This window comes from Ferrimonas sp. (assembly GCF_048263965.1).
GTDB lineage: Bacteria > Pseudomonadota > Gammaproteobacteria > Enterobacterales > Shewanellaceae > Ferrimonas.
Window position 1 is genome coordinate 158,400 of record NZ_JBLXDO010000002.1, and the last position, 14,063, is coordinate 172,462.

16 protein-coding genes are annotated in these 14,063 nt (G+C 57.2%); all 16 read left to right on the plus strand.

The window, feature by feature from the left end:
- Window positions 1-8 precede the first annotated feature (8 nt).
- Complete coding sequence (gene trpB, locus ACN0RV_RS03520; protein ID WP_417345627.1) at window positions 9-1,196, plus strand: tryptophan synthase subunit beta; 1,188 nt, start codon at window positions 9-11, stop codon at window positions 1,194-1,196.
- Entirely contained in the window at window positions 1,193-2,005 is an 813-nt protein-coding gene (gene trpA, locus ACN0RV_RS03525) for a tryptophan synthase subunit alpha (protein WP_417345629.1), read from the plus strand. The genes trpB and trpA overlap by 4 nt, the downstream gene beginning before the upstream one ends.
- Before the next feature lie 96 nt (window positions 2,006-2,101).
- Window positions 2,102-2,653 carry a septation protein A gene (locus ACN0RV_RS03530; protein WP_417345631.1) on the plus strand — a complete coding sequence of 184 codons (552 nt, stop codon included), beginning with the start codon at window positions 2,102-2,104 and terminating at the stop codon, window positions 2,651-2,653.
- A gap of 257 nt (window positions 2,654-2,910) precedes the next feature.
- On the plus strand, window positions 2,911-3,684 hold the full coding sequence (locus tag ACN0RV_RS03535; RefSeq protein WP_417345633.1) for a helix-turn-helix transcriptional regulator: 774 nt from the start codon (window positions 2,911-2,913) through the stop codon (window positions 3,682-3,684).
- Complete coding sequence (locus ACN0RV_RS03540; protein ID WP_417345635.1) at window positions 3,684-5,021, plus strand: L,D-transpeptidase family protein; 1,338 nt, start codon at window positions 3,684-3,686, stop codon at window positions 5,019-5,021. The genes ACN0RV_RS03535 and ACN0RV_RS03540 overlap by 1 nt, the downstream gene beginning before the upstream one ends.
- Before the next feature lie 219 nt (window positions 5,022-5,240).
- Complete coding sequence (locus ACN0RV_RS03545; protein WP_417345637.1) at window positions 5,241-5,435, plus strand: Flp family type IVb pilin; 195 nt, start codon at window positions 5,241-5,243, stop codon at window positions 5,433-5,435.
- 63 nt (window positions 5,436-5,498) lie between these two features.
- Complete coding sequence (locus ACN0RV_RS03550; RefSeq protein ID WP_417345639.1) at window positions 5,499-6,035, plus strand: A24 family peptidase; 537 nt, start codon at window positions 5,499-5,501, stop codon at window positions 6,033-6,035.
- A gap of 120 nt (window positions 6,036-6,155) precedes the next feature.
- Window positions 6,156-6,347, plus strand: a complete 192-nt coding sequence (locus tag ACN0RV_RS03555; protein WP_417345641.1) for a Flp family type IVb pilin — start codon at window positions 6,156-6,158, stop codon at window positions 6,345-6,347.
- Window positions 6,348-6,526: 179 nt separating this feature from the next.
- A complete protein-coding gene (locus ACN0RV_RS03560) occupies window positions 6,527-7,837 on the plus strand; it encodes an AAA family ATPase (RefSeq protein ID WP_417345643.1) in 1,311 nt (436 codons plus the stop codon).
- A gap of 32 nt (window positions 7,838-7,869) precedes the next feature.
- Window positions 7,870-8,697: a Flp pilus assembly protein CpaB gene (gene cpaB, locus ACN0RV_RS03565; protein ID WP_417345645.1), complete on the plus strand. Its 828-nt coding sequence runs from the start codon at window positions 7,870-7,872 to the stop codon at window positions 8,695-8,697.
- Between the two features lie 30 nt (window positions 8,698-8,727).
- On the plus strand, window positions 8,728-10,167 hold the full coding sequence (locus ACN0RV_RS03570; protein WP_417345646.1) for a type II and III secretion system protein family protein: 1,440 nt from the start codon (window positions 8,728-8,730) through the stop codon (window positions 10,165-10,167).
- 10 nt (window positions 10,168-10,177) lie between these two features.
- Window positions 10,178-10,453: a hypothetical protein gene (locus ACN0RV_RS03575; protein WP_417345648.1), complete on the plus strand. Its 276-nt coding sequence runs from the start codon at window positions 10,178-10,180 to the stop codon at window positions 10,451-10,453.
- A 31-nt stretch (window positions 10,454-10,484) separates the two neighbouring features.
- On the plus strand, window positions 10,485-11,828 hold the full coding sequence (locus tag ACN0RV_RS03580; RefSeq protein WP_417345650.1) for a TadE/TadG family type IV pilus assembly protein: 1,344 nt from the start codon (window positions 10,485-10,487) through the stop codon (window positions 11,826-11,828).
- Window positions 11,828-12,298, plus strand: coding sequence for a TadE/TadG family type IV pilus assembly protein (locus ACN0RV_RS03585; protein WP_417345652.1), 471 nt, complete (start codon window positions 11,828-11,830; stop codon window positions 12,296-12,298). Before ACN0RV_RS03580 ends, ACN0RV_RS03585 begins: the two co-directional genes overlap by 1 nt.
- A complete protein-coding gene (locus ACN0RV_RS03590) occupies window positions 12,295-12,780 on the plus strand; it encodes a TadE/TadG family type IV pilus assembly protein (RefSeq protein WP_417345654.1) in 486 nt (161 codons plus the stop codon). Before ACN0RV_RS03585 ends, ACN0RV_RS03590 begins: the two co-directional genes overlap by 4 nt.
- Before the next feature lie 23 nt (window positions 12,781-12,803).
- Entirely contained in the window at window positions 12,804-14,060 is a 1,257-nt protein-coding gene (locus ACN0RV_RS03595) for an AAA family ATPase (protein ID WP_417345655.1), read from the plus strand.
- The last annotated feature ends 3 nt before the right edge of the window (window positions 14,061-14,063 follow it).

Here is a 14,063-nt window from a genome sequence, read left to right on the forward strand (position 1 = left end):
GAAGCCCCATGACCATCCTAAACCCCTACTTCGGTGAATATGGCGGCATGTATGTGCCCCAAATCCTGATGCCGGCCCTCAAGCAGCTGGAGAAGGCGTTTGTCGACGCCCAGCAGGACCCCGAGTTTCAGAAGGAGTTTACCGAGCTGCTGAAAGAGTACGCCGGTCGCCCCACCGCCCTGACCCTGACCCGCAACTTCAGCCCCAACCCCAAGGTGAAGATCTACCTCAAGCGGGAAGATCTGCTCCACGGCGGCGCCCACAAGACCAATCAGGTCCTGGGTCAGGCGCTGCTGGCCAAGCGCATGGGCAAGAAAGAGATCATCGCCGAAACCGGCGCCGGCCAGCACGGCGTGGCCACCGCCCTGGCCTGTGCCCTGCTGGGCCTCAAGTGCCGGGTCTACATGGGGGCCAAGGACGTGGAGCGTCAGAGCCCCAACGTGTTCCGCATGCGACTGATGGGGGCCGAAGTGATCCCGGTGCATGCCGGCTCCGCCACCCTCAAAGACGCCTGCAACGAGGCGATGCGCGACTGGTCCGCCAACTACGACCACGCCCACTACCTGCTGGGTACCGCCGCCGGCCCGCACCCCTTCCCCACCATAGTGCGCGAATTCCAGCGGATGATCGGCGAGGAAGCCAAGGCGCAGATCCTGGCCAAAGAGGGACGCCTGCCTGACGCGGTCATCGCCTGTGTCGGTGGCGGCTCCAACGCCATTGGCCTGTTCGCCGACTTCATCGAAGAGACCGATGTGGCCCTGATCGGCGTGGAGCCTGCCGGTCACGGCATCGACTCCGGCGAGCACGGCGCCCCCCTGGCTCACGGCAGCACCGGCATCTTCTTCGGCATGAAATCCCCCATGATGCAGGACGATCACGGCCAGATTCAGGAGTCCTACTCGGTTTCCGCCGGCCTGGACTTCCCGTCAGTCGGCCCTCAGCATGCCCACCTGGCCGCCACCGGCCGGGCGCAATACCCCTCCATCACCGACGACGAGGCCCTGACCGCCTTCCAGCGCCTGTGCGCCTGCGAAGGGATCATCCCCGCCCTGGAATCCTCCCACGCCCTGGCTCACGCCTACAAGATGGCCGAGGCTGCCACAGAGGAGACCCTTCTGCTGGTCAACCTTTCCGGTCGGGGAGACAAGGACATCTTTACCGTACACAACATCCTGGAGCAGGAGGGCAAACTGTGAGCCGTTACCAGAACCTGTTTGACGCCTTGAGCGAAAAGGGCGAAGGCGCCTTTGTCCCCTTTGTCACCCTGGGTGACCCCCATCCGGACCAGACCCTGGCGGTGATCGACGCCCTGGTGGCCGGCGGTGCCGATGCCCTGGAGCTGGGGATCCCCTTCTCCGATCCCCTGGCGGACGGCCCCACCATCCAGAACGCCACGGTACGTGCCCTGAATGCAGGCACCACTCCGGCCCGCTGCTTCGAACTGCTGGCCCAGGTGCGTGAGCGCTACCCCCAGCTGCCCATCGGCCTGCTGGTGTACGCCAACCTGGTGTTCTCCCCCGGGGTCGACACCTTCTATCGGCGCTGCCGGGACACCGGCATCGACTCGGTACTGGTGGCCGACGTCCCTGTGGAGGAGAGCAAGGAGTTTGCCGAGGCCGCACGGCGTCACGAAGTGGCCCCGATCTTTATCGCCCCGCCCAACGGCGATGAGCAGACCCTGAAGGCGGTCTCCGAGCAGGGGGAGGGCTACACCTACCTGCTCTCCCGTGCCGGTGTTACCGGCACAGAGACCAAGGCGGGGATGCCCGTTGGCCCTCTGCTGGAAAGCCTCAAGGCCTTTAACGCTCCGCCGGCGATCCTGGGCTTCGGCATCTCCGAGCCACAGCAGGTGCGTGATGCGGTCGAAGCGGGGGCCGCCGGCGCCATCTCCGGCAGTGCCACGGTGAAGATCATCGAGAAATATCATGGCGATACTGAGCGTATGACCGAGGAGTTAACCCGGTTTACCCGAGCCATGAAGGATGCCACCCGCAAAGTTGGTTAAAACCCACTCCAAAAGGCGGAGCCCCATACGCTCCGCCTTTCCAGCACTTGTGCTATTGGTTAGACTGTCCGCCTGCCCCTGGATGACAGAGACACAATGAAACAGATCCTCGACTTCCTGCCCCTGCTGGTATTTTTCGCCGTCTACAAGTTTTACGACATCTTCCTCGCCAGCGGTGCCCTGGTGGCAGCCTCGGCGGTGCAGATCGCCCTTATCTATCTGCTCTACAAGCGGGTGGAGAAGCAGCACCTGATCACCTTCGCCCTGGTGGCGGTATTTGGCACCCTGACCATGGTGCTCAGGGACGACACCTTCATCAAGTGGAAGGTCACCATAGTCCAGTTCCTGTTTGCCGGAGCCCTGCTGATCGCAGAACTGATGAACAAGTCCCTGCTCAAGGCGATGCTGGGCAAGGAGATGCCCCTGCCGAACAACGTCTGGCGACGGGCGGCCCTGGCGTGGGTGGTATTTTTCGTGGCCAGCGGCGTACTCAATCTGTACATCGCCTTCAACCTGTCCCAGGAGGCCTGGGTGAACTTCAAGGTATTCGGTCTGATGGGGATGACTCTGGTGTACACCCTGCTGACCATCCTCTACCTCTACCGCCACCTGCCCAAGGACTTCAAACCCGAGGACAAGGCGGACTAGTTCCCTCCAGGTCCGAGTTCGCCCCATTGGGCTAGTGCCTGCCATAAAGCGATGGAACCGGTAAACTGGCTCCATCAATGCCCCTCAAAGCCCGCTGCCATGCGGGCTTTATTGTTGCTCCCGTTTCCGACTATGCAGACATAAACCTCGCTAATAGAGTGATTTCTTTGCGTTAACGCCCCACATGTACTAGCTCTTTATAGTGAGCCGTGCCAGCAGAAACATGGCCACTGACAATGAAGACAATGGGGTAAACTATGTTAACAATGGATGTGCCAAGGGTGGTTTTAACCCACTTCGCTGAGCAGCCCTTGGGGCGTGTATGCCATCAACTGGCCGACGCACTCAAGGTAGAGACACAAGCATTCAGCCAACTGAAACGAGAAGGTTGCCCCTGTCTGGTGGAGTTCGATAATCAGAGCGCTGCGGAGCTCAGCCGCGCCCGGGAACTCAGGCAGCAACAGCCGGAACGAAAAATCATCTGGCTGGTGCCCAGACTCAATATTCCCGTTCTGAAGCTTGCCCTGTCACTGCAGGTTACCCAGGTGTTTGCGCTGCCCCTCTCCCCCGCGGATGCGGTGGAGCTCAAGCTGCTGCTCAACGATGGCTTTCAGGCCCCGGGACACAGCCTGCGCCCCACCCACGAGAAGCTGCGCAGTGTTCTGGAAAACATTGAACAAAGGTTCGAGCAATCCCTCTCCCTGCAGAAACTGGCCCAGGAAGCGGGGATCAGTGACAGCCGGCTGTGTCACCTGTTTCGACAGCACCTGGGGCTCAAGTTCAGCCTCTACCTGGTCTGCCGACGCCTGGAAGCCGCCCCCGAAGCGCTGCAGGACGAAGGGCTGAATATTGCCTCCGTGGCGTACAAACTGGGGTTTTCCACCCCTTCCCATTTCTGCCGGGCCTTCAAGGCCCATTACGGCATCACGCCCACCGAGTTTAAGCAGGGCAGCAGCCAGGGCAAGCACAGTCATGCGTTTCACCGTTACCTGCAGTGTCGTAACCCCGACTACCTGCCCTTGGAAAGCTGATGCGCAGCCTGTTCCTGCTTCTGCTCACCCTCTCCCTGCCGCTTCAGGGACAGACGCTCTGGCCAGCGCCGGGCAGTACCCCCTGGGCGGATCATTGGTACCGGATACTGGTGGATCTGGAGTTCAGCCCTGCACTGCCGCAAGATGCAACCCAGGCCTTCAGGGCTAGCGAGCGGCTGGTCCGTTTTCAGGCATCCCTGAGGGGAGTCTCTCCGGATCCCGTTCTGGAAGAACTGGCCCAAGCCAGTTCCCCCGCCGAGCTACAGGCCTGGATAAGCGGCATTGCCCCAAGCTATCAGGCTTTTGAGCGGCTCAGAGCCGCCCTTCATGAAGAGCAGAAGCTGGCAGATCTGCCCAGACCGGATTTCACCGAAATCCGCACCTTCTCACTGGGGCAATCTCATCCGGAGCTTGTTCCTTTGCGTCGTCTGCTGGCGGCCAGGCTTGGAGACACTCTGCCCCCCCACCTGATTAACCGGGACGTGTGGGACCCTCCCCTTATCGATGCCCTGCGCCGCTTCCAGCGGGAGAGCCAGTTGCCAGCCTCCGGTCGGCTGACCGCAGACACCATTGATGCGCTCTCCCTGGATAATAAGGAGAGGCTGGCCGCCATCAGGTTTAGCCTTCGCCAGTGGCTGCAACTGCCCCCGCAGCTGTCAGGGGACGCCATACTGGTGAACCTGCCCCATTATCAGTTGATGGCCCTTGAAGGCAAGCGGGTCCACATGGTCCTGCCGGTCATCATCGGGGCGCCAGACACGCCCACCCCAAGGTTTAACAGCCGTTTCAGTTCGGTGACCCTCAACCCGAGCTGGACCCCTCCCTGGAGCATCATCAAGGGAGAGCTGTTGCCGGCCTATCGGCGCGACAGCAACAGCCTTAAGCGCCAGGGTTTCGAGCTTATCGACCCCAAATCGCCCAACTCCCCTCTCCCCTGGAAAAGTGTCGCGCCAGGCCAGCTTCCAAACCTGTTGTCTCAGTACCAGCTTAAACAGAGGCCGGGAAGCAACAATGCTCTGGGCAGCGCCAGATTAAATCTGGTAAACAGCAACGCCATATTTCTTCACGATACCCCAAACCAGAAACTGTTTCTTCGTTCCCAGAGAGCGCTTAGTCATGGATGTATCAGAATCCAGAACATCGATCGGCTGCTCGCTTATCTGGAGAGAAATATCCCTTTACCCGAACGTCAAAAATTGCAATATGCAAAAAAAGGCAGGGACAGCTTTACCCAAAGCCTGGGCAATACTGCCAAGGTGTATATTGTCTATATGCCTGCCTGGCCAAAAGGGGACAATGGCGCCTCCATAGCCACAGATATATACGATTTAATCTAACTGGCAGATATATATGATTTTTATAAAAAAAGCCAAAATCAGCAACCAACGCCAGGATTATTGACATCATTTTAATGACAGCTTTCGCAAATTCAGGCTAGGCAGAGCTCAACTTTCTCGACTAAGTTTACAACAGTGTCGAGCAACCTCTTACCCTATCGCTCACACACGACCCTGAATCATTGAACAGGATATATTAACTGCGCGGAGATTATTGTTATGTTCAAGAAAGCACTCGTTGAGTTTTGGAATGATGAGAGCGGCTTGTCCGCGGTAGAGTATGCCATTGCCGGTAGCCTGGTTGTAGGTGGAATGGTTATCGCGTTTGGTCAACTAGGCACTGAGGCCACTGAAGAAATTGAACTACTGTGTAAGTCAGTCAATGGCAATCAAGAATGCACAACAGCACAATAGTAGACTGGCGAAAGTAATCCAAGCACTGCTTTCTGCAGTGCTTTCTTTTTCTTGGGAAACACCATGACACTGACGCTGCTGCAATGCCAATACCTACTGACCTCTTTGGTCTTTCTAGTCGCCGTAGTTACCGATCTTAGAACCGAGCGTATCCCCAATGGCCTGGTGATCTTCAGCCTGGTATCAGGCATCCTGCTCAACCTGCTCTTTGAAGGCTGGAACGGCGCACTCTCATCACTTGCCGGCGCCCTGGTTGCTGGCGCTATCCTGATTCTGTTTTACGCCAAAAAGGTGCTCGGCGCCGGTGACGTCAAACTGATGATCGGAATAGGCGCCATTCTCGGCCCCTACATGGTGTTCTGGAATCTCTGCTTCGGCATCATCGCAGGCGGGTTCACCACCATGGGCTTCGCCCTGTTTCGCGTCGGCTGGTACGGCGTGCTGGCCAGCCTCAAGCGTTACTACCAATGCCTGATAACCCGCACCTACTTCAAGCCCAGCCCCTACGAAGCTGCTGGACTAAGGGTGCCTTATGCTCCTGCCCTGGCTATAGGCTGGCTGGTTATCATGTTGACCCCCACTAATTTACCCGGTCTGTAAATTTTCGATCGCAGACTGGTGTCAGCCTACGCAATTAGGAGAAAGGCCAATTTCATTGCTGTTGTCTAGGCTTGAGTTAGTGCGCAATTTAATGCAACGGAATAGACAGGGGTTAGGGGAATGCAAGAGTCAGGGATTAGCGCGTTCTTAAAGGATGAAAATGGACTTTCCACCGTGGAGTACGCCATTGCAGGCAGTTTGGTTGCCGCAGGAATGGTTGTCGCGTTTGGCGAACTCGGAATTGAAACTGCTGGAAGAATATCCGAAATATGCAGCAACTTAGACGCTGCCGGAGATTGTGACGGCCAGTAATCCGAAGACTCCCCCTCAGCTCAGATTCCCAAGCCAACTTAATTGTTGGCGGAACTGTCTCGGCTTAAAAAAGCAGATACTCAGGAACGGGTTTCAATAAATTTCAGACAAAGGCGGACATTACGATTTCTAAGTAACAGGGCAAGTCAAATACAGGGTATAAATCAAGGACAACTGAAATGAACCAGGCATTAGATTCATTCGCATTACCCTCGTTCCAGACCGGTGTAAACAAGCCAGTTTCACTGAGGGATGTCGGTATCTCCTATCCAATACTCCAAAGCTTGGCTATCAAGCACCTCAGTGATGGTGATGTGCTTACCCTCAATGAGTTGGCAGACCGGCTTTCCCTCCCCGGCAATCTGGTGCAGCAGCTGCTGGACAAGTGCAAACAGGAAAGCCTGGTCGAAAACAAGCAAACCTCCAGCGACGGCCAGATGCGCTACGCCCTGAGTCACACCGGCCGTGCCCATGCCGAAACCGCATTTTTGAAAAGCGGTTACCTGGGCCCGGTGCCCGTGCCCCTGGATCAGTACTGGCAAGTGTGCCGGGCTCAATCCAGCCGAAACATTGCCATTACCCGTAACCTGATTGAAGCCGCCATGGAGAACCTCGTCCTTCCAGACCGTTTGATGGAAGAGATAGGTCCAGCACTTAACTCGAAGCGCCCCGTGCTGATCTACGGCCCTCCAGGTACGGGAAAGAGTTACCTCTGCAGACACTTCAATCTGGTGCTTGGGGATAACGTCTTTATTCCCCACGCTATCTGCATTGGCCAGGCAATTATTCAGGTATTCGATCCCCAGATTCATGAGCTGCATGAATCAACCGAAAATGATAACAGCAGCCCTCTGCTTCTTAATGAAGGCCATGATGCCAGGTGGCACAGGTGTCGACGCCCCCTTTTAGTAGTTGGCGGAGAGCTCACCCGGGATATGCTTAATGTCCACTATGATCCCAACAGCAAAACCTATCACTCCCCTATTGGGCTTAAAGCCAATAACGGCATCCTGCTGATTGACGATTTGGGGAGGCAACAAATAACCCCCAAAGAGATCTTCAATCGCTGGATTGTGCCAATGGAGGAGCGCCGCGACTTTCTCTCCCTGCCCAGCGGTGAGCACTTCGATGTGCCCTTTGAGCAGATACTGCTTTTCTCGACTAACCTTGATCCAAACGAACTTGTGGATGACGCCTTCTTAAGGCGTCTTGGTTACAAAATAGAGTTTTCCGCCATCAACAAAGATCAATACATAGATATATGGCGCCAGAACTGTGAGGAACTGAATTTAAATTTCGACCCTAGTGTTTGTGAGTGGCTAATAAACACTCACTACGCCAGGTCAGGGAAGCCCTTATTACCCTGTCACCCAAGAGATCTGCTCTCCATTGTGGCGGACCAGATCAGTTACAACCAGCTACCCGCGGCAGTGACTCAGCAGCTAATTGAGCGGGCATGGTCGATCTACTTTGTCAGCTCGGCGCGTTAGGCGTCTGACAGCGGCTAAGGTCAGGAGGAGAGATGAATACCAGGTCAATGTTTTTCGTTCTGTTGTCTCTGCTGTTTGGTGTCGGTGCAGTTCTGCTAGCCCAAAGCTGGCTGAAACAACGGCAACCCACAGAGAGCAACTCCAATCAATCCATCGTGGTCACCATGGCGGTGAATGTCCCAGCTGGGACCGTACTGGAAACCCGCCACTTGAGCATACAAAACATACCCAACGCGCTGGTACCCGATGACGCCATCACCTCCACTTCAGACGCAGTAGAGATGGTGGCCAAGTTTCCCATGCTTCGGGGAGACATTCTACATCCGGACAAGCTGGCCCAAAGAGGTGAAGGCAGCGTGCTGGCCAGCCTGATTGAACCCAACAAGCGGGCGGTAACCATCCGAGTCAACGACGTGGTGGGCGTAGCCGGCTTCCTGCTGCCAGGGAACAGGGTGGATGTTCTGGTCACCTACAAGGTCGGCAACGCTCGCAGCCCAGCTGCGGAATCGGTCACCGATGTGGTACTGAGTAACCTCAAGGTATTGGCCGTAGACCAGAAGGTCGACCAGGAGACCAACCAACCGCTGGTGGTCCGGGCGGTCACCCTGGAGGTTTCCCTTGAAGAAGCGGAAACACTGATGAGCGCCCGCAGCCGCGGCAACATTCAGCTGGCGCTGCGCAACCCCACCGACGAAAGTGAGGCTGAGCTGGCCCAACTCACCCCTGAGTCGGAAGAACCCAAGGTGGAAGCCAAGCCTAAGGAGCCTACTCCTATAGTTCCAAGGCCTGCCCAATCTTCCAAGAGAAAAATTGAAGTGATTCGCGGTACTTCACAGCAAACCGTCAGTGTTGAAAGCTGACAGTTCACAGCGAAGAAGGAAAGAGACGCTATGGCAAGATCCCACACATCGCTTCTCCATCACCTGTTCAGCCTGGGATTCGTGCTGGCAATGGTGATGATGGTAACACCGGTTCAGGCAGGAGGCCCAACCTCACTGCAACAGCAGAGCTTCCCGGTGCCCATCTACAAGTCCCGTACCCTGCCCATTAAGCATGAGGCAGCACGGGTGTCTGTCGGAAACCCAGAGATCGCCGACATCCTGATCATGCAACCGACGGAGCTGTATATCCTCGGAAAGCAGCTGGGCAGCACCAATATCCTGGTATGGGATGAAGAAGATCGCCTGGTCGACATCATCGACATCGAGATCACCCATGACCTCAATGGCCTGAAGGAGAAGCTGTATCGTTTCCTGCCAGAAGAACTGATTGAGGTGCACAGCTCTCAGGGTCAACTGGTGATCGGCGGACAGGTGTCCAACACCGAGAGGATGACCATGGCCATGAATCTGGCTCAGGGATACGCGGTGGCGGCGGACACCAAAGGCAACCCCAGCTCCGTACTGAACATCATGTCTGTTGGCGGCGGCCATCAGGTGATGCTGGAAGTGACGGTCACCGAAGTACAGCGCGAGCTTGCCCGCCAACTGGACTCCGATTTCCAGATTATCTCCGAGGGCAGCGACTTCATCGGCGGCATCATCGGTGGTGACGGCATCATCAACGATAAGGGCTTCTTTGGCAGCTACGTCAGTGGCGACTTCCTGTTCAACTTTGCCCTGGACGCCGCGAAGCAGCAGGGTCTTGCCAGGGTGCTGGCTGAGCCCAACCTGACCGCCCTCAGTGGCCAGATGGCCGAATTCCTCTCCGGCGGCGAATTTCCGGTTCCAGTGCCCAGCCGTGAAGGCACCTCCATTGAATACAAGAGCTTCGGTGTCGGCGTGAAATTCGTGCCCACCGTACTCGACTCAGGACGGATCAACCTCAACCTGAATGTACTGGTGAGTGAACTGAGCAACGCCAACTCCGTGGGTGTGATTCCACAAGGGTCCACTACGGCACTGGTCACCCCGTCCATCATCAAGCGCAGCGCCGCATCAACGGTGGAGCTTGGTGACGGCCAGACCATCGCCATTGCTGGCCTGCTCAGCAACACGGTGCGCGAAAGCATCGACGAACTGCCCGGCCTGGGTGAGATCCCCGTGTTAGGCCAGCTGTTCAGCAGCCAGGAGTACCGCAATGGTGAAACCGAGTTGGTGATTCTGGTTACCCCGCGCCTGGTGCGCCCCATCATCCGTGATGACCTGGTGCTGCCTACCGATGGGTTCGTCTCCCCTTCCGACGTCGGCTTCTACCTGTTGGGTGAGCTGTCTCAGAGACAGGAGACTGTTCAACCGGACACCAATCCCAACCCGACAGCTGAGGTGCAGGAGCCTGTGCCCACCACAGACACGGGCGGCACCCAGAACAAATATGGCCACTCACTCTAAGGAGCGCGTTATGAAAACCATGGTTCTCGCAGTTTCCGCAACGCTGCTACTAAGTGGCTGCGCAACAAGCGTCATGACCCAGTTTGACCTGGGGGACACCACCAGGAGCATCAAGCAGCAAGAGATTCTGGACCCTGACGCGGTGGCAAGGAACGCCGGCCGAGTAAGCAGCCTGGATGGCCAATACGGTGTGGCGGTAATGGAAAACTACCGCACCTCCACCTACCGACCAGAGACCGCCCGCAGTGAGTTTAAACAGGCGAATCTGGGAGGTAGTAGCAACTGAGCCAATCACCAGCGTTACTTAGGAGACCACAATGTTGAGAGCATTTATCCAGCCATCGAGGCAATCGCAGCGTAAGCAGCGGGGCTCGATCCTGGTACTGGTCACGGTTGCACTGCTGACAATACTGATCATGGCAGCCATGGCCCTTGAGAGCGGACACCTGCTGCTCAGCAAAACCCGCCTGCAGAACGCCGTGGACTCCGCGGCGCTCAGTGCGGCGATCTCCGTGGTCAAAGAGGGCAACGACCACACCACCGCCAGGCAGGATGGCATCGCCACTCTGCTCGCGGTGCTGGGCAACGCCGACTTCAGCCAGCTTCAGGGGGATATCGACACCACCAACCTGACCTACACCCAGAACCAGGTCGCCCCTCAGGTAGCGGTGGAGTTCTCCCTCCAGCCAGACCCCTTCATCGTGACCACGGACACCAATGCCGAGTATGTGCGGGTTCGGGTTGAGGATGTGCAACTGGCCACCTACCTGGGTCAGGTGATCAACTTAAATAAGTTAACCAGCGCTTCTGCGGTAGCCGGCCCCAGCCTACCCCTAGTGAACTGCGCCGAGAACGTGCTGCCGATGATGGTGTGTGAAGGGGACGCGCCAGGCGAGCCCTTTGGCTACCCCCAGGGCAGCATCATGTCAATGAAGATCTCCAGCCAGCAGGACTCCGCCATTGGCGCAGGTAACTTCCAGCTGATTCGCCTTGGGGACAACTCAGGTGCCGCCGACATCCGCGCCGCCATGGCGGGAGAAAACTCAGATACGAACTACTGCTTCGGTGCCACCGAAGGTATATCCACCGAACCCGGCAATAACGTCGGTCCCGTGGCCACCGGCATGAACACTCGTCTGGGCATCTACCATGGTGGAACGGTGAACTCCACCGATCACCCCAGAGATAAGGATATCTGTGTCGGCGAGGAGCTGGACATCAACGACGATGACGAGATCGTATACGCCGACGGCGGTGAAGTGGTGGACATTACAGCCGGCACCCCAACGCTTTACCGCTACTCTGACTACGCCGACAACTATGTCGACAACACAGTAGATGGCGGCTCCCGTTTTCATGACAGCTGCGCCGCCACCGGCGACAGCTGGGACAGCAATGGCGGTGCCAAACGCCGTGAGTTTGCCGTCGTCGTAGGGGACTGTGACGGACTGGCCAATGGCCAGAACAATGACATCGAATTCAAAGGCTTTGCCTGCTTCTACTTCATGCAGGAGGTGATCCAAAAGGGGAACCTGGCCTACGTCATCGGCGAATTCGTTGAAGACTGCACCGGCACAGGTAACCCCACTCAGGACACCGCAATCACCGACGGTCCCTTCACCATTGTCCTGTATCGGGACCCGGACAATAAGGATTCATGATGCTGGCACTGACTCGAGCAACGCGCAGCAAACAGCGGGGGGTGGCGGCCATAGAAGCTATGGTCACCCTCCCCTTGCTGTTTCTGCTCTTTTTCGGCGTAGGTGAACTGGGCAGACTGATGTATCAATACAATCAGCTCAACTCGGTGGTGCGAGATGCCTGCCGCTACCTGGCCTCCCAGGCCTATACCGACTCCAATGGTGCCAGCGACCTAACGTTACAGGCTACCACCCAGAATATCGCCAAAGCGTTGGCGCTATACGGCAAAAGCAGTGGTACCACACCGCTGCTGTCCGGGCTGACAGCCGATGACATCAGCATTGCCATAAGCGGCGGGGATCTCATTACGGTCACCGCCACCTACAACTGGGCCCCCATCTTCAGTGGCGACTTGGCAGGGAACTATGGCGAGCCCCTGGACTACAACTTCCCCCTGACCGCCACCATCTCCATGAGGGCGATTCCATGAAAAAGATGCTACGTCGCCAACTCAAGAAACAGAAAGGGGTGTATGCAGTGGAGTTCGCCATCGTCGCCACCGTAGTGTTCATCGCCCTCTTTGCCTGTCTGGAGGTATCCCGGCTGATGTTCTCCTATAACGTGCTGACCGAAGCGTCCCGTCGCGCCGCCAGACTGGCCACGGTCTGCTCACCTGACCTCAGCGCATCGCCCACGGCTCCGGCAGCATTGCAGACCCTGGCCCTGTTCGATGGCACCAACATTGGCCCCAATATCTCTACCGCAAATCTCACTATCGAGTACCTGCAGTTGGATGGCACCACGGCAACCAGCTTTGACAAGATTGATCTGGTCAGAGCCTCTATAACCAATTACCAGCATACCTTCGTGGTACCGGGGCTGACGTTTCAGATCAACTCCCCGGATTTCGTCACCACCCTGCCGAGAGAAAGCCTGGGAAGAACCCGCTTCGGCGTCACGGTATGCACATGATTGAGGGAAAGGAGTAACCACAGATGGATAAATCAAACACTCCGCTTTGCGAGGAGCAATGGAGCGAACAGGAGGGCGGTCAGGGTATTCAGGCCCAGCCCTCTAAAGGCCCCAAGGCGTTGCCGGTTCCGGTCAGCGCACTCCTGGTTGCCGCCAACCTGACCGATCAGATGTCCCTGGTTGAGGTGCTGCGTTCGACCCCCAACCTGAACCTGGACTCCTTTCCCATCAACCAGATCAACCGGGAGATGCTGGACAGTACCCAATTGCTGATCCTGCTGGTGCCCAATAATGACCGTCAGGCGATCACCCTGATTCAGAACTTCGCCGGCCGCTGCACCAATATGCTGATTCTGGGCAAGGAGGCCTCTCCTGAGGTACTGCGCACCGCCATGCAATCCGGTGCCAATGACTTCATCCCCCTGGAGTCCGACCCGGAAGAGCTGACCAACGCCATCTACAAGGTGGCTGCCCGCATGGCGGAAAACATGGAGCTGGCCCCCACCATCGCCGTGGTCAACGCCAAAGGGGGAGCTGGAGCCAGCTTCCTGGCCTCTTCCATTGCCGATGAACTCTCCCGGCGCGAAAACCAGAAAACCGTCGCCCTGCTTGATGGAGACCACCTCCACGGCAGTCAGATGCTGCTGCTGGACAGCAAACCCCAGTACTACTTTCACGATGCTTTGTCTCAGGTGGAAGAACTGGATGACACCGCCATCACCGGCCTAATGAGTCAACTGGGCAACATCCACCTGCTGCCGGCACTGCCCTTCAGTCAGTTGGACAGCAACTGTTTCCAGTTCCAGAATCTGCCAACTCTGCTGTTCAAGATTCGGACCCACTACAGTTCAGTCACCGTTGACCTGTCCCGGGGGCCGGATCACTGGTCCCTGCCCATCCTCACCGATGCTCAGCATATCCTGCTGGTGATCCAGGACAGCATCGCCTGCCTGAGGGACGCCGCGGCGGCCATCCGCTTCTTCACCGTGCAGTTGGGCATACCCAAGGAGCAAATTCACATCGTATTCAACCGCTATGTCGCCTCGAAGAGTCAGCTCACTATCGCCGATGTGAAAGAGACCGTGGGCATCAACTCCGTCTACACCGTACGCAACGACTTCAAGCGGGTCAGCGTCTGCGTGGATGAGGGCAAGCGCCTCTCGGAGTTTGCCGCCAAAGAGGCGATCACCAAGGACATCAAGGCGATCTGCGACGACCTTCTGCCCGCCAAGGAAGACGACACCAAGGGCAGCCTGTGGGACAAGATCTGGAGACGATAAGCT

Coding starts and splice junctions, on each gene's coding strand:
- trpB (WP_417345627.1), top strand. CDS start 9: ATGACCATCCTAAACCCCTACTTCGGTGAATATGGCGGCATGTATGTG.
- ACN0RV_RS03530 (WP_417345631.1), top strand. CDS start 2,102: ATGAAACAGATCCTCGACTTCCTGCCCCTGCTGGTATTTTTCGCCGTC.
- ACN0RV_RS03535 (WP_417345633.1), top strand. CDS start 2,911: ATGTTAACAATGGATGTGCCAAGGGTGGTTTTAACCCACTTCGCTGAG.
- ACN0RV_RS03540 (WP_417345635.1), top strand. CDS start 3,684: ATGCGCAGCCTGTTCCTGCTTCTGCTCACCCTCTCCCTGCCGCTTCAG.
- ACN0RV_RS03545 (WP_417345637.1), top strand. CDS start 5,241: ATGTTCAAGAAAGCACTCGTTGAGTTTTGGAATGATGAGAGCGGCTTG.
- ACN0RV_RS03550 (WP_417345639.1), top strand. CDS start 5,499: ATGACACTGACGCTGCTGCAATGCCAATACCTACTGACCTCTTTGGTC.
- ACN0RV_RS03555 (WP_417345641.1), top strand. CDS start 6,156: ATGCAAGAGTCAGGGATTAGCGCGTTCTTAAAGGATGAAAATGGACTT.
- ACN0RV_RS03560 (WP_417345643.1), top strand. CDS start 6,527: ATGAACCAGGCATTAGATTCATTCGCATTACCCTCGTTCCAGACCGGT.
- cpaB (WP_417345645.1), top strand. CDS start 7,870: ATGAATACCAGGTCAATGTTTTTCGTTCTGTTGTCTCTGCTGTTTGGT.
- ACN0RV_RS03570 (WP_417345646.1), top strand. CDS start 8,728: ATGGCAAGATCCCACACATCGCTTCTCCATCACCTGTTCAGCCTGGGA.
- ACN0RV_RS03575 (WP_417345648.1), top strand. CDS start 10,178: ATGAAAACCATGGTTCTCGCAGTTTCCGCAACGCTGCTACTAAGTGGC.
- ACN0RV_RS03580 (WP_417345650.1), top strand. CDS start 10,485: ATGTTGAGAGCATTTATCCAGCCATCGAGGCAATCGCAGCGTAAGCAG.
- ACN0RV_RS03585 (WP_417345652.1), top strand. CDS start 11,828: ATGCTGGCACTGACTCGAGCAACGCGCAGCAAACAGCGGGGGGTGGCG.
- ACN0RV_RS03590 (WP_417345654.1), top strand. CDS start 12,295: ATGAAAAAGATGCTACGTCGCCAACTCAAGAAACAGAAAGGGGTGTAT.
- ACN0RV_RS03595 (WP_417345655.1), top strand. CDS start 12,804: ATGGATAAATCAAACACTCCGCTTTGCGAGGAGCAATGGAGCGAACAG.